General features: G+C 43.7%; 17 protein-coding genes. 5 read left to right on the forward strand and 12 right to left on the reverse strand.

Annotated features, from left to right (window positions below; genetic code table 11):
• Window positions 1–14: 14 nt before the first annotated feature.
• Window positions 15–3,089 carry an error-prone DNA polymerase gene (locus R7E38_RS14140; RefSeq protein WP_213911078.1) on the forward strand — a complete coding sequence of 1,025 codons (3,075 nt, stop codon included), beginning with the start codon at window positions 15–17 and terminating at the stop codon, window positions 3,087–3,089.
• A 72-nt stretch (window positions 3,090–3,161) separates the two neighbouring features.
• Here the strand turns inward: R7E38_RS14140 and R7E38_RS14145 are convergent, their stop codons facing one another.
• Both R7E38_RS14145 and R7E38_RS14150 read right to left on the reverse strand, forming a co-directional pair.
• Window positions 3,162–4,115, reverse strand: a complete 954-nt coding sequence (locus R7E38_RS14145; protein WP_005372976.1) for a chemotaxis protein CheV — start codon at window positions 4,113–4,115, stop codon at window positions 3,162–3,164.
• Window positions 4,116–4,478: 363 nt separating this feature from the next.
• Window positions 4,479–5,696 (reverse strand): ROK family protein, encoded by a 1,218-nt coding sequence (locus tag R7E38_RS14150; RefSeq protein ID WP_005385828.1) that lies wholly within the window; start codon window positions 5,694–5,696, stop codon window positions 4,479–4,481.
• A 407-nt stretch (window positions 5,697–6,103) separates the two neighbouring features.
• On the opposite strand from R7E38_RS14150, the gene pyk reads away from it, so the two are divergent.
• Window positions 6,104–7,546 (forward strand): pyruvate kinase, encoded by a 1,443-nt coding sequence (gene pyk / locus R7E38_RS14155; protein ID WP_005372972.1) that lies wholly within the window; start codon window positions 6,104–6,106, stop codon window positions 7,544–7,546.
• Window positions 7,547–7,654: 108 nt separating this feature from the next.
• Here the strand turns inward: pyk and R7E38_RS14160 are convergent, their stop codons facing one another.
• On the reverse strand, window positions 7,655–8,806 hold the full coding sequence (locus R7E38_RS14160) for a patatin family protein (protein ID WP_149192474.1): 1,152 nt from the start codon (window positions 8,804–8,806) through the stop codon (window positions 7,655–7,657).
• 44 nt (window positions 8,807–8,850) lie between these two features.
• The gene (locus tag R7E38_RS14165) at window positions 8,851–8,943 is read right to left on the reverse strand and encodes a YnhF family membrane protein (RefSeq protein WP_005372970.1); all 93 of its coding nucleotides are present in this window, start codon (window positions 8,941–8,943) and stop codon (window positions 8,851–8,853) included.
• Between the two features lie 127 nt (window positions 8,944–9,070).
• Between R7E38_RS14165 and R7E38_RS14170 the strand changes: the two genes are divergently transcribed.
• The 3 genes from R7E38_RS14170 to R7E38_RS14180 all read left to right on the forward strand — a co-directional run bounded on the left by R7E38_RS14170 (window position 9,071) and on the right by R7E38_RS14180 (window position 11,789).
• Window positions 9,071–9,661 (forward strand): outer membrane protein, encoded by a 591-nt coding sequence (locus R7E38_RS14170; protein ID WP_318081845.1) that lies wholly within the window; start codon window positions 9,071–9,073, stop codon window positions 9,659–9,661.
• A gap of 569 nt (window positions 9,662–10,230) precedes the next feature.
• Window positions 10,231–11,697: a sodium-dependent transporter gene (locus R7E38_RS14175; protein WP_005372966.1), complete on the forward strand. Its 1,467-nt coding sequence runs from the start codon at window positions 10,231–10,233 to the stop codon at window positions 11,695–11,697.
• Window positions 11,694–11,789 carry a MetS family NSS transporter small subunit gene (locus tag R7E38_RS14180; protein ID WP_005372963.1) on the forward strand — a complete coding sequence of 32 codons (96 nt, stop codon included), beginning with the start codon at window positions 11,694–11,696 and terminating at the stop codon, window positions 11,787–11,789. The genes R7E38_RS14175 and R7E38_RS14180 overlap by 4 nt, the downstream gene beginning before the upstream one ends.
• Window positions 11,790–11,856: 67 nt before the next feature.
• On the opposite strand, the gene R7E38_RS14185 is transcribed toward R7E38_RS14180, so the two are convergent.
• From R7E38_RS14185 to fabF, 8 genes are all read right to left on the reverse strand, one after another.
• Window positions 11,857–12,258, reverse strand: coding sequence for a hypothetical protein (locus tag R7E38_RS14185; RefSeq protein WP_005372960.1), 402 nt, complete (start codon window positions 12,256–12,258; stop codon window positions 11,857–11,859).
• Window positions 12,259–12,470: 212 nt separating this feature from the next.
• Entirely contained in the window at window positions 12,471–13,901 is a 1,431-nt protein-coding gene (gene ptsG / locus R7E38_RS14190; protein ID WP_176311091.1) for a PTS glucose transporter subunit IIBC, read from the reverse strand.
• Between the two features lie 444 nt (window positions 13,902–14,345).
• Window positions 14,346–15,113, reverse strand: coding sequence for a TatD family hydrolase (locus R7E38_RS14195; RefSeq protein ID WP_005372957.1), 768 nt, complete (start codon window positions 15,111–15,113; stop codon window positions 14,346–14,348).
• Window positions 15,104–16,066, reverse strand: coding sequence for a DNA polymerase III subunit delta' (locus R7E38_RS14200; RefSeq protein ID WP_054729226.1), 963 nt, complete (start codon window positions 16,064–16,066; stop codon window positions 15,104–15,106). The genes R7E38_RS14195 and R7E38_RS14200 overlap by 10 nt, the downstream gene beginning before the upstream one ends.
• Window positions 16,067–16,090: 24 nt before the next feature.
• The gene (gene tmk / locus R7E38_RS14205) at window positions 16,091–16,723 is read right to left on the reverse strand and encodes a dTMP kinase (protein ID WP_005387350.1); all 633 of its coding nucleotides are present in this window, start codon (window positions 16,721–16,723) and stop codon (window positions 16,091–16,093) included.
• Window positions 16,720–17,736 carry an endolytic transglycosylase MltG gene (gene mltG / locus R7E38_RS14210; RefSeq protein WP_005372950.1) on the reverse strand — a complete coding sequence of 339 codons (1,017 nt, stop codon included), beginning with the start codon at window positions 17,734–17,736 and terminating at the stop codon, window positions 16,720–16,722. Before mltG ends, tmk begins: the two co-directional genes overlap by 4 nt.
• Complete coding sequence (gene pabC / locus R7E38_RS14215) at window positions 17,733–18,548, reverse strand: aminodeoxychorismate lyase (protein ID WP_206959650.1); 816 nt, start codon at window positions 18,546–18,548, stop codon at window positions 17,733–17,735. The genes mltG and pabC overlap by 4 nt, the downstream gene beginning before the upstream one ends.
• Before the next feature lie 107 nt (window positions 18,549–18,655).
• Window positions 18,656–19,906: a beta-ketoacyl-ACP synthase II gene (gene fabF, locus R7E38_RS14220; protein ID WP_213911075.1), complete on the reverse strand. Its 1,251-nt coding sequence runs from the start codon at window positions 19,904–19,906 to the stop codon at window positions 18,656–18,658.
• Window positions 19,907–19,981: the final 75 nt, after the last annotated feature.

Below are 19,981 nucleotides of genomic sequence, written 5' to 3' on the forward strand. Positions count from 1 at the left end.
TTTGTTGGGTCATTATGAGTTACGCGGAACTATTTTGTCAGTCTAACTTCTCTTTTTTGACTGGAGCTTCTCATGCAGAAGAGCTGGTACTCCAAGCTGCTTTCTATCGCTATCAAGCTCTAGCTATAACGGATGAATGTTCAGTCGCGGGCGTTGTCAAAGCCCATGCGACCATCGAACAACATAAACTCGATATCAAACAAATCGTTGGAAGTATGTTTTGGTTAAATGATGAATGCCAAATCGTACTGCTTTGCCCTTGTCGCAAGGCTTATGCCGAGTTGTGTCGTATCATCACAAACGCAAGAAGACGCAGTGAAAAAGGCAACTATCAACTGTTCGAATGGGATTTGATGTCGGTTCGACATTGTTTGGTATTGTGGCTGCCCACACATCAAGAGAGTGATCACTATTGGGGGCGCTGGCTCAATCAACACCACGCTAATCGTTTGTGGGTAGCGATTCAGCGCCATTTGAGTAACAACGATACTGAGTACATTGCGCACTGCGAGCAGTTAGCACATGAATTTCAATTACCTATAACTGCCTGCGGAGGCGTTCTCATGCATGATGTTGAACGCTTGCCATTACAGCATGTACTTACTGCTATAAAGCATGGGTGTAGCGTCGATAAACTCGGTTTTGACCGTATTTCGAATACTGAGCGAGCGCTTCGTCCTTTTAAAAAGTTGATTCGGATTTACAAACCAGAATGGCTGGAAGAAAGTACTTACATCGCCGATTTATGCGAGTTTAAGCTCTCCGATTTAAAATACGAATACCCTACCGAGCTGATCCCAGATGGTTACACACCCGACTCTTACTTACGTATGTTGGTCGAGCGTGGTAAAAAGCTGCGTTTTCCTGAAGGCGTGCCAGCAGAAGTCAATCAAACCATCGAGAATGAACTGGCGCTTATTCAAGAGCTGAAATACCACTACTACTTCCTTACTATTCACGACATCGTAATGTTCGCGAAACAGCAAGGCATTCTTTACCAAGGGCGAGGTTCCGCTGCAAACTCTGTGGTGTGTTATTGCCTGGAAATTACCGCCGTCGATCCTCGACAAATCGCTGTCTTATTCGAACGATTTATCAGTAAAGAACGTAAGGAACCGCCGGATATTGATGTGGACTTTGAACACGAGCGCCGTGAAGAAGTTATCCAGTATATTTACAAAAAATATGGCCGTGAGCGTGCAGCACTTGCTGCAACAGTGATCAGCTATCGCTTTAAAAGTGCCGTGCGTGAAGTCGGTAAAGCACTAGGGATTGAAGAGACCCAATTAGATTTTTTCATTAAGAACGTTAATCGCCGAGATCGCAGCCAAGGCTGGCAAGCTCAAATTATTGAACTTGGCTTACAACCAGAATCTCTCAAAGGGCAGCAGTTTATCCAATTGGTCAACGAGATCATTGGCTTCCCACGCCATTTATCTCAGCACGTAGGTGGTTTTGTAATTTCATCTGGCCCTTTATATGAGTTGGTACCTGTTGAAAATGCCTCGATGGAAGATCGCACTATCATTCAATGGGATAAAGACGATTTAGAAAGCTTGAAGCTACTAAAAGTCGATGTACTCGCACTCGGCATGTTAAACGCCATCAAAAAGTGCTTTCAGCTGGTCGAGAAACATCACCAGCGATCCCTCTCTATTTCCGAAATCACTCGCCGACAAGATGATCCACACGTGTACCGCATGATCCAAAAAGCCGACACGATAGGCGTATTCCAAATAGAGTCTCGTGCACAAATGAGCATGCTTCCTCGCCTAAAGCCTGCTTGTTATTACGACTTAGTGATTCAAATTGCAATTGTTCGTCCAGGCCCTATTCAGGGTGATATGGTGCATCCTTTTTTAAAACGACGAGATCACAAAGAGCCTGTCAGTTATCCATCGGAAGAAGTAAAAAGCGTTCTTGAGCGGACTATGGGCGTCCCTATTTTCCAAGAGCAAGTCATCAAGCTAGCCATGGTAGCCGCAGGGTTTAGCGGCGGCGAGGCCGATCAACTCCGTCGAGCGATGGCATCATGGAAAAAGAATGGCGATCTCGCTAAATTCAGACCAAAACTGATCAATGGTATGCAAGAGAGAGGTTATGACTTAGCGTTTGCTGAGCGCATTTTCGATCAGATTTGCGGCTTTGGTGAGTACGGCTTCCCTGAAAGTCATTCAGCGTCTTTCGCAGTGCTGGCATATTGTTCTGCATGGTTAAAATATTATTACCCAGCCGAATTTTACACTGCATTGTTGAACAGCCAACCAATGGGATTTTATAGCCCATCGCAATTAGTACAAGATGCTCGCCGACATGGCGTCGAAGTATTGCCGGTGTGCGTCAATCATTCAAAATATCAACATCATCTCGTCTCACGTCCGAATGGCAGGCTCGGCGTGCAACTTGGTTTTCGCTTGGTGAAAGGCTTTAACGCAGAAAGCGCACAAAGGCTTATTGAGCGCAAACCACTTAATGGTTACCGATCGATTCAAGAAGTAAAGCAGGTATTAAGAAGCCGAAGTGACATTGAATTATTGGCTTCAGCCAATGCATTTCAGGCCTTATCGGGAAATCGTTATAACGCTCGCTGGGCAGCAATGGATTCCTTATCTGACCTACCATTGTTTCACAAGGTCGAAGAACCCAATGTTAGCTACCAGACTCGACCCTCTGAATATGAAAATTTAGTTGAGGATTACGCAAGCACGGGACTATCTCTTAGCCGCCATCCAATTAAATTATTAGAAGAAACGGGCAAACTCCCTCACTTTACCCGCATGAGGCAACTGACAGAGAAACCGCATAAGTCACTGGTCACAGTGGTAGGTGTGGTAACAGGAAGACAATCTCCAGGCACCGCCGCTGGCGTGACATTTTTTACGTTAGAAGATGACACGGGCAACATTAATGTGGTCGTTTGGCAAGCGACAGCACGAGCCCAAAAGCAAGCGTATTTAGGCGCTAAAGTATTAATGGTGAAAGGCATTCTTGAAAGAGAGGGAGAAGTCACGCACGTTATTGCTGGTAAGTTGATTGATTGCACGCACTACTTGAACAATCTACAAAGTAAATCTCGGGATTTCCATTAGTACAGAGGAATTAAGGAGAGAGATGTTAAAAATCAGAGAGAGGTGCGCTCCCTCTGATTTCACTAGATCTAATCATGCACTTTTAGAAAGCATCTGGCGTAATCGGTCTTGAGCAACTTCAACCAGCAGATCCGGTTGGAATTTAGATATAAAGCGATCACAGCCTACTTTTTGTACCATGGCTTCATTAAAACTACCGCTCAGAGAAGTGTTCAATGTGATAAACAACTTAGACATACGTGGATCTTGGCGCACTTCATGGGTCAGTTTATAACCATCCATTTCAGGCATTTCAGCATCCGTAATCATCATCAACAGCTCTTTTTCTACATCTTTACCTTCATCACACCAACGTTTTAAAACCGTTAACGCTTCTAGCCCGTCACGACACTCGATGATATTCATACCTAATTGAGAAAGCGTATCGCGAACTTGATTACGAGCTGTAGAGGAATCATCCACAATCAGAACATTACGCCCGACCATTGCTTGGGCCAATTCTTGATCGAGAATGTCCTCCGAGATAGTCACGTCGTAATGTACGATCTCTGCTAAAACTTTTTCAACGTCAATAATTTCGACAATTTGAGAGGCATCCCCCTCTTTGATTTGCGTGATAGCCGTGAGGTAATTCGAGCGACCAGACGTGGAAGGAGGCGGCTGAATTTCAGTCCATGCCGTATTAATAATGTTTTTAACCGGACCGACTAAGAAGCCCTGCACCGTGCGGTTGTACTCTGTCACGATCAAATTTTCTTCTTCCGCTTCACCACGTAAAGCAGGAAAACCAATTGCGCCTCGTAAATCAATCACTGGTACCGCTTCACCTCGTAGAGAAGCAACCCCACGAATATTGTAGTGCGATCCAGGGAGCTTGGTTAACGGTGGAAGCTTGATGACCTCTTTCACTTTGAACACATTAATCGCAAATAATTGGCGACTATTTAAAGTGAACAGCAGAAGCTCTAGTCGATTTTCACCAACCAAGTTTGTACGCTGGTCAACCGTATTTAACACTCCGGACATACTACTACCTAAATTATGGATAATTCTTATTTTACTCGAAATCAGTACAGACACAGCAAGGTTATATAACCAAATAACCTTAAAATATTTGGCTTTTCGAGCACAGCTTTAAAGTACAACAGTTTTAGCGTATTACTTCTCTTTGCATCAGACGCAAAGTCACGCAGCACATTGAAAGCCATTTTGTTTATTTACTTGAGCTTTTTAGGAAATTACATGAATGGCGCAGATATAGCAATGCAACATAACTCAAATTCCCTTTCTAGTAATAGGCGATCAAAAAGGGTGAGCCGTTAAGTCTCACCCTAAATCACCTACAAATGCAGTCTCAACAGCCCGGCACATCATCATGTTAAAAAGTACTTAACCTTCCACAACCTTCATCAATAGTTGACCATCGTACAACGCTTGCTTAATCAACGCGGCACCAGGCATTGTGGCTTGCTTATAGAAACGAGACTCCACCAGCTCAAGATCTTGGTGATAAACAGGTAAACTCTGCTCTTCGATACAGCGACGAACCGCAGGATAAAGCACATCTTTTGCTTGGTTAATCACACCACCGATCAAGATTTTCTCAGGGTTAAATAAGTTGATCACAATAGCAATTGCAGAGCCTAAGTAGCGTCCAAGTTTTTCAATCACATCGACGGCCAAAGGATCACCGTTTGCAGCGGCTTCACAAATGCTCTCAATACTCATTTCCTCTTGTTTAGCAAGAATAGAGTCTTCGCCATCAGCGATTCGTCTTACGACTTCTTCACGAATTGCCTGAGAACTGGCAACGGTTTCCAAACAGCCAATATTGCCGCAATGACAACGTTTTCCATTTGGGTCAATTTGAATATGCCCGAGTTCACCAATGTTACCGTGACGGCCTTGCAAAACGCGCCCATCCAGAATGATGCCCGCACCTAAACCGTGGTGGATAGAGATAAGAACGGAGTTGTCATTATCTTGAGAATGACCAAAAAGCTTTTCTGCTAATGCCCAAGCTCGCGTGTCATTGGCAATGAAAACTGGCAAGCCTGTTGCTTTGTATATCTCTGGTCCAAGAGCAAGATTTTCGACATTGTAATGAGGCATCTGCAAAACGACACCTTGCTCTGAGTTCACGAGACCAGGCAGCGTAAGGGCAATACTGGTAACCCGATCAAGTTGATCCGCGTAAGTCTGAAAGAATTCATCAATTTCGTAAAGCAGGCGCTCAAGCACATCGTCTTGATCAAGCTCGTGTATCTCGATTTTAGTATCGATCAGTACATCACCGCCTAACTCATGCAAAGCAATGGTTAAATAACCTCGCCCCAAACGCATTGACAAAAATTGCCAGCCTTCATTATTGACCTGCAAACCGACAGCAGGTCGACCACGACTCGTCGCTTCTTGTACTGTCGTTTCATGAATCAAGTGCGCTTCAATTAATTCTCGAGTGATTTTGGTGATACTAGCAGGAGCAAGCTCACTCTGCTTGGACAAATCAATTCGAGAAATAGGACCTTTTAGGTCAATTAGTTTATATACACGACCAGCATTGACCTGTTTGATATGATCAATATGGCCCGGTTGAGCCATGTACATCTTGCACTCCGAAATTCTATAACGGGACAATTTTTTTACTTTGCGAACTAATTGTGAAGTGAATTAATAAATCCCCGTGACAAGCATCACGTATAAACCTGTTTGTTTGTGTATTCAATCAAATAACGAAGAATCTACTCCTGTTAAATTGTTTGAAAAATAACTTATTTTTATTCACTAAATTATGAAGTAATGCCTTTAAAGCAGCGTATTTTTATCAATAAGGCCATTGCCTGTCGAATATCTGTCTGTTTTACCGGGGTTACTCTTAATGTAAACATTCTGTGCATATACTTATATTCAAGTAGCTTTAAGGTGTGGGCTAAGCGAGGCTAACCTTGAGAGCGATTGCGTAAAGTAAGGATAGAGTTCAAGTTACCTTTACACACACATTCATCGGAGAATCTATGACTTCCAAATTAAGACGAACAAAAATTGTCACTACGCTGGGTCCTTCAACGGATAAGGACAATATACTTGAGGAGATCATCAAAGCCGGTGCAAACGTTGTCCGTATGAATTTTTCACATGGAACCAGTGAAGACCACATTCAACGTGCGAACAAAGTCCGTACCATTGCAGCAAGACTTGGGCGTCAGGTTGCAATTCTTGGTGACTTACAAGGCCCTAAAATCCGTGTATCAACGTTTAAAGACGGCCAAGTCATTTTGAATGTGGGCGATAAATTCACATTAGATAGTGATTTACCAAAAGGTGAAGGCAATCAAGAATCTGTAGGGTTAGATTATAAAGAACTGCCGCAAGATGTTTCACCAAATGACATTTTATTACTCGATGATGGACGCGTTCAGCTGCAAGTTACTAAAGTAGAGGGTAATAAAGTTCATACCCGTGTGATTGTCGGTGGTCCATTGTCCAACAATAAAGGGATCAACAAAAAAGGCGGCGGATTGTCAGCGGATGCGCTCACTGAGAAAGATAAAGCCGACATTCTTACCGCCGCAGCAATTCAAGTGGACTACCTTGCTATTTCATTCCCACGTAACGGCGAAGACATGCATTACGCTCGACGCTTAGCCAGAGATGCAGGCCTTGAAGCCATGTTAGTGGCTAAAGTCGAACGAGCAGAAACCGTCGCGACCAATGAGTCTATTGACGACATTATTCTCGCATCCGATGTGGTGATGGTTGCACGTGGTGACCTTGGTGTAGAAATCGGTGACCCTGAGCTCATTGGTGTCCAGAAAAAACTGATTCGCCGCGCACGCAGTTTAAACCGTATCGTGATTACTGCGACACAAATGATGGAATCCATGATTACTAGCCCAATGCCAACGCGTGCTGAAGTGATGGATGTAGCCAATGCGGTTCTAGACGGCACTGACGCGGTGATGCTGTCTGGAGAGACTGCTGCAGGTAAATATCCTGTAGAAACGGTCAAATCCATGGCCGAAGTATGTGTGGGGGCAGAAAAAATGTCGGAGGCAAGTCTATCAACCTATCGCTTAGATAGAACCTTCGAAACCGCTGAAGAAACCATCGCAATGGCAACCATGTACTCTGCGAATCACATGGAAGGAATTAAAGCGATGATCTCGTTAACTGAGTCCGGCAGGACTGCGTTGATGATGTCTCGCTTAAGCTCTGGCTTGCCAATATTTGCCTTATCACGGAATGAATCGACACTAAATCGAGCAGCATTATACCGAGGCGTGACACCTGTATATTTCGAGTCAAAAAGTGATGCGGGTTTACCAACGGCTCAAGCAGCGATTACTAGCCTTAAAGAGCAAGGGTTCTTGCACAAAGGTGATTTAGTCATTATTACTCAAGGCGATGTAATGGATGTTGTGGGCTCAACCAACTGCATGCGCATTCTACAAGCGTAGTCGTTATACCTAACTGGAATTAATCACAAGAACCCGCAAATAAGGCTCAGAAAATGGAGCCTTATTTATATGCTTTGTATATTGCGCACATCGTGAACGTAAGAAGGTTTATGCACTCTCTCTACCATCAATTTCAACATCCAGCTGGTCGTAGAGTTGAACTAGGTTAAACCCAGCTTGAAGCCCAAGTTGATAGTCATGCTCTAGTGACTCTTGGTCACTTAACAAAGAAGAAGAACGAAGTCCCTCTTTAGGCGCAACTTGTAAAATAAAAGTGTCGTCAGGTGGAGCAGATATAAAGGCCTGCGTGAGCTCAAATGTTTGATAATGAATCATCAGCATGTCGGCTAAACCTGAGTCAAAATTCTCACCAATCAGGTGGCTTAAACGATACAAGTTATCGGCACCGAACAACCAACGGCCTCCATTTAACAGCATTTTCCCTGCAAGCTTCGATTGATGTGCTGCATTAATTTTTTGTTGGAAGAACGACGCCCAATCCAGCTTCCACTGATTCACTTTTTGCTGCCATGATTGCTGTACTGAGTTGATAGACTCCCGATACCATTCGACAGGCACATCCCCCACCTCACTTTGGGCTCTCGCTTCAATCTCTGAAAACGGCTCTGTGCGAATGACAATAATGTTGCGAGCATTCTGACGCCACGCTTCTTGAACAGGGATAGAGGCAGACACGCCGCCATCCACAAACTTATTGCCATTTACGTCGACAGGTCCGTGATATAACTTGGGAATCGCACATGTCGCTAGCATAGTGTTAAACCACGAGTCATCCAAGATTGGTAGATATTGATCTGATAGCGTCTCTATATTCGTTACCGCAGCAAACGCCCCTCGTTTTCCCAATGCACTGCGACCTAAATCAAGGTCAAGCTTGTATGGGAAATCTTGAATCCGTTCTAATGCCCACTCTAAACCTAAGTACTGCTGCTTTCGGATATAGCGAAACAGATTAAAAAATTCAGGAGACGTTGTCAGCTCGGTAATAAAAGCTTTGCCCATGCCATGTTGACGACACAAGTAAGAACATAAGTTAAGTGCTCCGGCAGAGGTGCCATAGAATTCATCGAAAGGATCGAAGTTGGAAAGTAAAAAGGCGTCTAAAACGCCAGCGGTAAAAATCCCTCTCTGCCCTCCACCTTGCGTGACTAAAGCAGTTTTACCATGCCTAAATTGCTCATAAACTTTTACATCAAGCTCTGCATGGCTTTCTGTGATTATACCGCTGTTACGTATCATAGGCTCACGCCATTTTGTTAAAACGTTTGGTAAAAGTGGTTATCTTAAGCTGTTGTAATAGCAATGATGCCAAATGACAAAAGCACTGCAAAAACAGTCACCACAATGATTAATGCGGATTTTAGATCGTGTTCCATAAACACCTCCTTAATATGTAACAAATTAATAACACCGGTGTGAAATATGTTCAAGATTTGCTTAATTTAGTCGCGCAATTTTGACTAACCCATCACAATTAGCTTAGTCATAATAAGGAGATAGGGCATGAACCAAAAACTCAGCTGGCTAGTAGGAATCATGATGATGAGTACTGCTATCAATGCACAAGCGAATATCATCGTTACACCATACATAGCCTATACAGGAGGCGGCCAAGTAGAGGATGAAAGTGGTAATACATACGATCTCGACCCCGCAGTGAATTACGCTCTTTCAGTCGAGACTCCCTTAGAAAAAGGAAGGATCGGATTGTTTTACTCCAATCAATCGACGGAACTTGAAAAGCTGTCCAACTCGGCAGATATCCATTATCTGCACTTCCAAAGCAGCATGTACTATCCTGTCGCAGAAAATTGGCAAACCTATATCGGTGTAGGTTTGGGCGCTTCTTATGCCGATGTGGATTGGGTAGACAAAAAATACGGATTTTCGGCTAGCGCTTTTGCAGGGCTGGAATATGAATTTTCAAAGAACTTTGCATTAACAGCCCAACTGAGATGGTTAGGAACGGTCGTTGATAACGATACATCTGGCGCCTGTAATCTACCTAATGACGGCTCAAACTGTATCATTAAGTTCGATACTGATTGGATGAACCAATTCCAATCAAATGTCGGTTTTAGTTTCCGCTTCTAATTTTTATGCATGTTCCTTTATAGAACTCGTCACAAAGAACGCTGAACGAGTCCTGCACAGAGCCGATAAAGGATATCGTCTAAACACCATTGTTTGGCAAAGTAACGAAGCATCATCTAGATAGGTGCACAAAAGATAGCCGTACGCCCTAATTAATCAAAATAGTCTTAAACACCAAAGCAATTATTAGATCCCAGTCATTTATTCCAGACAAACAACCACACACCCACATAAAACCACAATCAAACTCAAATTTAACAAGATTAAAACCAGATAACGCATCTGAATTAACATTTAGATTCTATTGCGCTAAGTATTATTAGAAGTTAGTCTGATCAGTGAAAACAGATAAATATTTCAGTTTTATCAAACACACATCAAAATTTTAAGATTAATAATCTACTTTCTCTTACAGTAGCCAGAATATAGCTCTATAAAATTATAAGAAGTTAGAATTAAGGATAGAAAAGCTGATGGATAACAGCGGTCCTTTCTTCCAACTATTTGCGCAATTATTACTGTGTTACGTAGAGAGCTTCATTCCTCAGGGAGTCTTATAGGAGTCAAATATGAAGCGAGAACAATGGGGATCCCGGGCGGGATTCATCTTAGCAGCAGTTGGGTCTGCTATCGGTTTGGGAAACATTTGGCGTTTCCCATACATGGCCTATGAAAACGGTGGCGGCGCATTTTTTATTCCTTACATTTTTGCCATGATCACTGCCGGTATTCCATTTATGATCCTTGAGTTCAGTATGGGACAAAAATACCGAGGCTCGGCACCAAAAACACTTGCGAAAATTCATTCTAAATTTGAATGGCTTGGCTGGTTCCAAGTTGGTGTGGCTGCAGTTATTGCCGTTTACTATGTGGCTGTTATCGGTTGGTCGATTTCTTACTTTGGGTTGTCGTTCACTCAAGGTTGGGGAACCGATACCAACGCATTTTTCTTTAGTGAATACCTAAAGCTAGGTGACAACTCACCAACAGACTTAGGCAGTATTCAATGGAAGATTGCTTTATCCATGGTAATTGCTTGGGCAATTACTTACACCGCCATTGCCAAAGGCGTGAAATCAGGAATTGAACGAGCATCTAAAATTATGATGCCAATCCTATTCTTGATGGTGATTTTCTTAATCGGACGTATGATTTTCTTGCCAGGAGCTCTAGATGGCGTGAACTACATGTTCGAACCCGATTTCAGCAAAATTTGGGATGTGAAAGTATGGGCAGCGGCATATGGTCAGATCTTCTTTACGTTAAGTATCGGCTTCGCCATCATGCTAGCTTACTCTAGCTACCTACCAGAAAAGTCGGACATAACGAATAACGCGTTTATGACCGTGTTGATCAACTGTGGCTTCTCGATCCTAGCCGGCATCATGATCTTCTCAGTATTGGGTTACATGGCTCAAGAGCAAGGTAAGCCGTTAACAGAGGTGGTATCTGCAGGCGTTGGCTTGGCTTTTGTTACTTTACCTGCGGCAATTAACCTACTACCTGCCCCATATATTCTTGGTCCACTGTTCTTCTTTGCACTGGTGGTTGCTGGTCTAAGTTCGCATATTTCAATTATGGAAGCCGTAACTTCAGCCATTATCGACAAGCTGAAGTGGAGCCGTAAAAAAGCTGCAAATGTTGTGATTGGTATTGGCTTCGTTGTCTCTATGGCGTTTGCTACCAATGGCGGTCTGCTGCTACTCGATCTAGTAGACCACTTTGCAAACAACGTTGGCATCATGGTTGGTGGTCTGGTTGAGATTGTCTTGATGGCGTGGCTATTGAAGCGCGTGCCAGAAGTACGTAATTACGTTAACGAGCGCTCTGATTTCTCTGTTGGTCAATGGTTCGAGATCTGCTTACGCTTCGTTACACCAATCATGCTCGCCATTATCTTAGCGACCAAGCTATACGCCCTAATTACTGAAGGCTACGGTGGCTATGATCTAACTTTAGGCTGGGCACTTATCGCCGCACTCTTTATCTTTGGTCTAGTGATCAACGCAGTGAACCGCAAGGAGACAGCAAAATGACAATCAGCGCAATTATTATGATGGTTATTGGTTTAGGTATCACTTGGGGCGGCGCTGCCGTTTGCATCAAGCGAGCCATGGATAAACAATAGAACGTTAAGTTCCACATAAAAAACGCCGGTAGTTACCGGCGTTTTTTATACATACATTAGCTCAATTCTAGAAACTGTACTTGATGCCAACGGCGCCGCCAAGTTGCAAGTCAGCACCTTTGTAAAGATCTAGCTCTGGGTGTATTTGACCATAAAGGTCCCAGCCGCGTGATAAATCCCAGTTCACACCAAGTGGTACTCTCACACCAAACTCGTCATCCCATTCATACCAGCCACCAACGCCGACATACCAAGTCACAGGCATGTTTTGATCGAATGTTCCACGCTTAGCGATGTAATCAAACGCCATACCATCGTTTCCGATAATGCCACGATATTTGTTATCTAACTCTACAACAACACTTAATTGTTGATCGACAGCCATACCAACTGATAGATCCGTTGGTTCGCTTGCCGCCATTGCCGTACTAGAAACTAGTCCCAAAACTAAAATGAATTTGTTCTTCATACACGTTATCAATTATTCCAAAAAACATTATTCGCTATTCAAACATAATGGCATATCAATATGTCAACGATGGGTAAGCTCGATGTATGAAAAAGCTGACAAAAGTAAAGATGAGTTTAGGATCACACTAAAAAGGAACTGTCAGTTAATAAAATAGGAACTAAAAAAGGAGGCCGAAGCCTCCTTTTATGCATTACTATGAATGACTGCGATTAACCGTGGTTACGAATCCACTCATCCATTTCAGTTTTTAGGTTATCAGACTTAGTACCGAAGATAGCCTGTACACCACCAGCTACAACTACAACACCAGCAGCGCCTAGTTGTTTTAGCTTGTCTTGGTCAACAGCTGCTGTATCTGCAACTGCTACACGTAGACGTGTGATACATGCATCTAGACCAGTAATGTTAGCTTTACCGCCAAACGCTGCAACCAGTTCACCGCCCATATCAGAGCCAGAAGCTACAGCTGCACTTTCCGTTTCATCTTCACGGCCAGGTGTTTTTAGGTCAAGCGCTGTGATTACACCACGGAACACTACGTAGTAAATTACTGCGTAAACTAGACCAACGGCAATCATTAGCACCATCTTCTGAGCGTTACCAGATAGAACTAGGAAGTCGATCAGACCGTGAGAGAAAGAAGTACCGTGTACAAAGCCTAGAGTGTTCGAAACGATGTATGCAGAACCAGCTAGTAGAGCGTGGATACCGTATAGTAGTGGAGCAACGAATAGGAATGAGAATTCGATTGGCTCAGTAATACCAGTTAGGAATGAAGTCAGTGCAGCTGACGCCATGATACCCATTACTTTTGCACGGTTTTCTGGTTTAGCACAATGAGCAATTGCGATTGCTGCAGCTGGTAGACCGAACATCTTGAACATGTAACCACCCGCTAGCTGACCGAAGCCATTACCAGCAGCACGAGATGCTTCATCAGCAACTAGGTAACAAGTTAGTACACCATTTTGAGCTTCACCGGCAGCGTTAACACAAGAACCTGCTTCGAAGAAGAACGGTACGTTCCATACGTGGTGTAGACCGAATGGGATTAGAGAACGCTCAACAACACCGTAGATACCGAATGCTAGCTGTGGGTTTTGGTGTGCAGCCCAATCAGAGAATGCAGAAATTGCACCGCCAATTGGTGGCCAGATAACAGAAAGGATAACACCTAGGATGATCGCAGCAAAACCAGTGATGATTGGCACTGCGCGCTTACCAGCGAAGAAGCCAAGGTACTCTGGAAGTTGGATTTTGAAGAAACGGTTGAATGCCCAAGCAGCCACACCACCGACAAGGATACCACCTAGTACACCTGTATCGATTTTCTCAACACCCATAACGCCCGCCATTACACCTAGCGTTGCCGTCATGATGCCGTAACCAACGATAGCTGCAAGACCTGCAACACCGTCGTTGTTAGTGAAGCCTAGCGCTACACCTACTGCAAATAGAAGTGCCATTTGGCCGAATACTGAACCACCAGCTTGTTCCATAAGATTAGAAACGATCTCTGGGATAAAGCTTAGATGGGCAGCACCCACACCTAATAAAATACCTGCAACTGGTAAAACTGATACTGGAAGCATCAGAGCCTTACCAACTTTTTGCAGGTTAGCAAAAAGGTTCTTAAACATGTTTATGCTCCTGATAAATTTATAAGTATTATTTGGGCACTAACGGCACACCCCCGTAGCCTAAAGGTTAGCACCCAATGAAAATGTAACCACAACTGCATTATATTTTCCGGCTCTAAATATATATTGATGACCCTCAAACTTTCCACACAGTTACGAAATTTAGTTTCAAAACAAGTCTTGGATCACACCCAAAAACAGCCGATGAAAAGGTTTGCATTGCACTTATATTACTGTTTTATAAAGAATTAATTATTTATATAATTAATTTTAAGGCGTAAATAAAATACGCCTCAATGTTATTTTTAGTAACAAAATTACATTTGTGATTTTTGAATGTTATTAAATCAACATTTTTAGTAAACATTAAACTCGTGAGCGTATCTGTTGTTTTTATCAACAAAAAAGGAGCCTAAGCTCCTTTTTTATGCTCTTATTATTTTTTCATCGCAAAAAAAGATTTCGGAAGTTTTCGGTGGTTTTTTGTGCCACTTCAGAAAGAGAGCACGATTTGAGTTGCGCAATATAAGAAGCGACTTCGACAACATAAGCGGGTTGATTCTCTTTGCCACGATGAGGGACAGGAGCCAAGTAAGGAGAATCTGTCTCAATAAGAAGCTTCTCTAAAGGTAGAGTCTTCACCACTTCTTTTAACTCTGTAGCTTGACGGAAAGTAACAATCCCCGAGATAGAAATATAAAACCCCAGCTCCAGTGCAGCTTCAGCAAATGGAAGATCTTCTGTAAAACAGTGGATAACACCACCACATTTCTCTGCCCCACCCTTACGCAAAATATCAAGAGTATCCGCACGTGCGTTTCTGGTATGGATAATTAAAGGTTTGTTGAGCTCCACTGCAAGATCAACGTGTTGCTCAAAGCGCTCTTTCTGTAACGCGGCCGTTTCGGGCTTGTAATGATAATCTAAACCCGTTTCGCCAATAGCGACGACTTTTGCATTCGACGCATGGTGGCGCAATACGTCCATCGAAAAGTCGCTTTCAACATCAAGTGGATGCACACCGCACGAAGCATAAACATTGTCATAAGGCTCGATCATTTCCATCATTTTCGGGAAAGAATCCAGCGTTACTCCAACAGAAAGTAGCTCAGTTACGTTTGCTTGTTTAGCTTTGTTAATAACGTCTTCCACATTGATGTGGAGATCGTCGTAATTCAATTTGTCTAAATGACAATGAGAATCTACGAACATAATGCCTCTCGTGATTCAATTAACCAATTCATTGATAGTAGCTCAAGGTTCAGGCCAGGAAAGGCTTGCACCTGAGCTTTCAGGTTCATCAGCGCCTTCGCTGATGAGTACAAACCGTTATAGTTGTCCGGTTGAAACTTTGTCGCGCCCGGAAGCATTTGAGCTTCTGATACACCAAACTGCGCTTTCTGAGCATCTGTCAGTAAATACCATGCCCAGTCTAGTGATTGCTCTGAGTGTTTAGCGATTAAAGAAGCACACTCAGAAACGTCTGAAACAGGCGAAGACATTGCCTTAATAAAACTGCGTTCAAAAGCCAAGTAAGCTTCGAGCTCACCATTATTTAACGCATCCAATGTTTTTATTGGAGAGCCCATATTCAGTTTTAAGGCATAAGCAGGAACTTGCTTCGCCCCTTGTTCGTGCATCCATTGCATCGCTTGTTCCGCTGACGGAGGCGCAACAACCCAGTGTTGGCAACGGCTACGAATCGTTGGGAGCAGACGCTCCTGATTGTGGGTAACGAGCAAAAACAAGCACTTTGCCCCAGGCTCTTCTAGCGTCTTTAACAGCGCATTCGATGCCGACTCGTTCATAGAGTCCGCCGGTTCTATTACAAATAGGCGGTAACCATTAAGCTGAGATGATTCCTGAGCAAGACGGTTACAAGCGCGAATTTGGTCCACCGTTATCGCCTTTCCTTCTTTCTCTGGCTTGATCCAGTGTAAATCAGGGTGGTTTTGAGATTGATTTAGCTGGCAGCTATGACAAAAACCGCATGCTTCACTCGCGTAATTTTGGCAAAGAAGTGCTTGGCTAAAAAACTCGATAAGTTTTTCGATGCCCAAGCCCTGCTCGCTTTGTAATAAAAGCGCACCTGGTATTCTGTCCGACTCTAACCCTACTTTGAGGTTATCCCATATTGGCTGTAGCCATGGATAATCATTTAACATGAGTCACCTAAATTTACGTTTCACTTATTGACGAGCTAGCCACTCGTTTAGAGCGTCCCGAATATCACGCGACACGCCTTCAATCGTCTGTTCTGCGTTAATGATAACGATGGAAGGATCGGCATGAGCAATCTCCAAATAACGCTCACGTGTACGCTCGAAGAAACTAATATCCATCTTCTCTATACGATCTAACTCACCACGCCCACGTGCACGCTCAAGCCCAACACGAGGGTCAATATCCATATAGAGAGTGAGAGCAGGTTTAAAATCACCAAGCGTTGTATCTCGGAGATTTTTCATTAACGATGCGTCAATCTGACGGCCACCACCTTGATAAGCTTGCGACGACATATCGTGTCGGTCACCAACCACCCACTGACCGTTTTCCAAAGCTGGTTTGATCACGTTCTCAACCAACTGAACACGTGCAGCGTACAGAAGAAGCAACTCCGTCATGTCCTTAAGTTCTTCGCCTTCGTGCTCTTCTTTCACCAGAGCGCGCATTTTTTCTGCTAGCGGTGTGCCTCCTGGCTCACGGGTATTTACGATATCCTCAATACCTGCCGCTTTTAGCGTATCTAAAACGGTTTTAATCGCAGTGCTTTTACCCGCGCCTTCTAGGCCTTCAACGACAATAAAGTTTGCTTTCATCATTTGTTCTTTCTTAGTTCTCTTAAATAGGCACGAACAGCACGGTTGTGCTCAGCAAGGGATTTCGAGAATACATGTCCGCCCTTTCCACTTGCTACAAAATATAAATAGTTGCTGCTTTCTGGATTCAAAGCCGCTTCAATGGAAGCTTCACCAGCCATCGCAATCGGTGTTGGTGGCAATCCATTGATGGTATAGGTGTTATATGGTGTCGGCGTACGCAAATCTTTCTTACGAATGTTGCCATCGTAGGCGTCACCCATACCATAAATAACTGTCGGATCAGTTTGTAACCGCATGCGTTTGTTCAATCGGTTGATAAACACAGAAGCGACGCGCTCACGCTCAGAATCAATAGCCGTCTCTTTCTCTATGATAGACGCGAGAATCAAGGCTTCATATTTATCCTGTAATGGCAGCTTTTCTTGACGAGCTTCCCAGCTAGCGTCCAGTATTTTATTGAGTTTTCGATGCGCTCGTTTTAATAACTGGCTTTCACTCGCACCCGCTGTGTAATGGTAGGTTTCTGCTAAAAACAACCCTTCTAGCTTTTCTCTCTCAATTCCGAGCTTCGCAGCCATTTCTTTTTCTGAAAGATCGGTTAAATCATGCTTTAAATAAGGAGCACTTTTTAGTTGATCTACCCATTCAGAAAAGCGGCTGCCTTCAACAAAAGTGATCGCAAACTGGTATTCTTTTCCAGTATTCAGATGCTCCAATGTTTGCGAAAGCGACATACCAGGCTCAAGTTGGTAAGTACCCGCTCGCACCTGCAACAATTCTGGATATAAGTGAGGAATTAAACGGATGTACTCCGATGTTTCAATCACCTCATCTTCAACTAAGGCGCGCATGACATGATGAAAGCTTGTACCACTTTCTACAGTAAACAGCTGAGGTTGTTCCAATAGAATAGGCTTTTCAACGTATTGTTTAGCCTGTGAAATTATATAAAAAACAGCTGCTGCGCCTATCACTGCGATCAGCACAACAAAAGCCAACAGTTTTTTAATCACGTAGTTAAATTCCCTTGCAGTCGTTGAGTCAATTTTCCTATCGGAAATATAGTCTTAGAGTTCGATGTCACTATGCTGCGAATAGGTGCGATACCTAATATTGAGTTACACATGAAAGCCTCGTCAGCACTCAGCAAATCTGGAAGTATAAAACGCCCCTCGATGACTTCAATATGACTTACTTTAAGTAACTCAAGCACCTTACGACGCATTACGCCCGTAACGCCTGATAAGGTCAGCTCCGGCGTAAATACTTTATTACCTTTAACCCAAAAAAGGTTGGCCATTGTAGTTTCAATGACATGGTTTTGCACATTTAACGTTATTGCATCTGCAAACTCTGTATTGTCGATTTCAGCCTTGGCGAGAATCTGCTCTAAACGGTTGTTGTGCTTATGTCCCGCAAGTAAAGGTTGAATCCCTAGACGAGTATTACAAACGCCCAAGTCCACACCTTGTTCTTGCCAAGATGAATAATGAGAAGGAAACGCAAAATTGGAAATCGTCACGATAGGGCCTTCAATCCCATTAGGGCTATACCCTCGCCCGCCAATACCGCGGCTAACGTGAATCTTCACCCCCGCTCGTGCGTCAGATAAAACCGCTTTGCTTGCCCAATCATGCACAACTTTCCAGTCAGGTGAAGAGATCTTCAAAGCGTCAAGGCAAGCACTCATGCGCTCAGTATGTTCTTGCCAGTAAACCAACTCTCCATTTTGGGTCAGGATGGTGGTAAAGCCTCCATCACCGTATTGGAATGAGCGGTCACCTAGCTCTACATGCGTTTGCGGAACTCCATTTACCCAAAACATTCACGTACCTTCAAATTAGCAGACAACAAATAAAACAAAACGGCTCAATGCTAAGCATCGAGCCGTTAGAATACAAGTTTCGCTTATCTAAATAAGGTTAGATAGTGTTACTCAGCGAACTTTTTGAAGATCAAAGAACCGTTTGTACCACCAAAGCCAAACGAGTTACAGATAGCGTATTCCATACCTTCAACTTTGCGCGCTGTATGCGGCACAAGGTCGATGTCTAGACCTTCTTCTGGATCATCAAGGTTAATCGTTGGTGGAACGATTTGGTCAACCAAAGACATAACCGTGATAATTGCTTCAACAGAGCCAGCAGCACCTAATAGGTGACCAGTCATAGACTTAGTTGAAGACACAAGAACTTGCTTCGCACCTTCTTCACCAAGAGCACGTTTCACGCCCCTGATTTCTGCAACATCACCAGCAGGAGTAGAAGTACCGTGAGCATTCACATAACCTACTTGAGTACCTGTGATGTTAGCGTCACGCATCGCCGCTTCCATCGCAAGTGCACCACCAGAGCCGTCTTCGCTTGGAGATGTCATGTGGTAAGCATCACCAGACATACCAAAACCAACCAGTTCTGCGTAAATCTTCGCGCCACGTGCTTTTGCGTGTTCGTACTCTTCAAGCACCATCATGCCAGCACCATCACCTAGAACAAAACCATCACGGCCTTTATCCCATGGGCGAGACGCTTTTTGAGGCTCTTCATTACGAGTAGATAGTGCTTTAGCTGCACCGAAGCCAGCCATGCCAAGAGGCGTAGAAGCTTTTTCTGCACCACCAGCAACCATCGCATCTGCATCGCCGTAGGCAATCATACGTGCTGCATGGCCGATATTATGCAGGCCAGTAGTACATGCGGTAGAAATCGCGATATTTGGACCACGAAGACCACGCATGATAGATAGGTTACCTGCAACCATGTTTACAATGGTCGAAGGAACAAAAAATGGGCTAACTTTGCGAGGGCCTTTGTCTACTAATGCAGTATGGCCAGTTTCGATAAGGTCAAGACCGCCAATGCCTGAGCCGATAGCAACACCAACTCGAGCCGCATTTTCTTCGGTAATTTGTAAGCCAGAGTTATCAAGAGCTTGAATACCCGCTGCAATGCCGTACTGGATGAAAAGGTCCATCTTACGAGCATCTTTTTTAGACATGTACTCTGTGCAATCGAAATCTTTAACAAGACCTGCAAAACGAGTTGAGAAGTTCGTAGTATCAAAGTGCTCGATATTTACGATACCACTTTGACCTTCTAGCAGGGCTTTCCAAGATGATTCTACTGTGTTGCCTACCGGTGACAACATACCCATGCCAGTGACAACTACACGACGCTTGGACACGATATAATTCTCCGGGAATTGAATATTTCTATGAGAGGATAGAAGAAGTTAGAAAGAACACAGGCGGTCTAGGAG

The sequence above is a fragment of the Vibrio sp. Vb2131 genome (assembly GCF_033338535.1).
GTDB classification, from domain to species: domain Bacteria; phylum Pseudomonadota; class Gammaproteobacteria; order Enterobacterales; family Vibrionaceae; genus Vibrio; species Vibrio alginolyticus.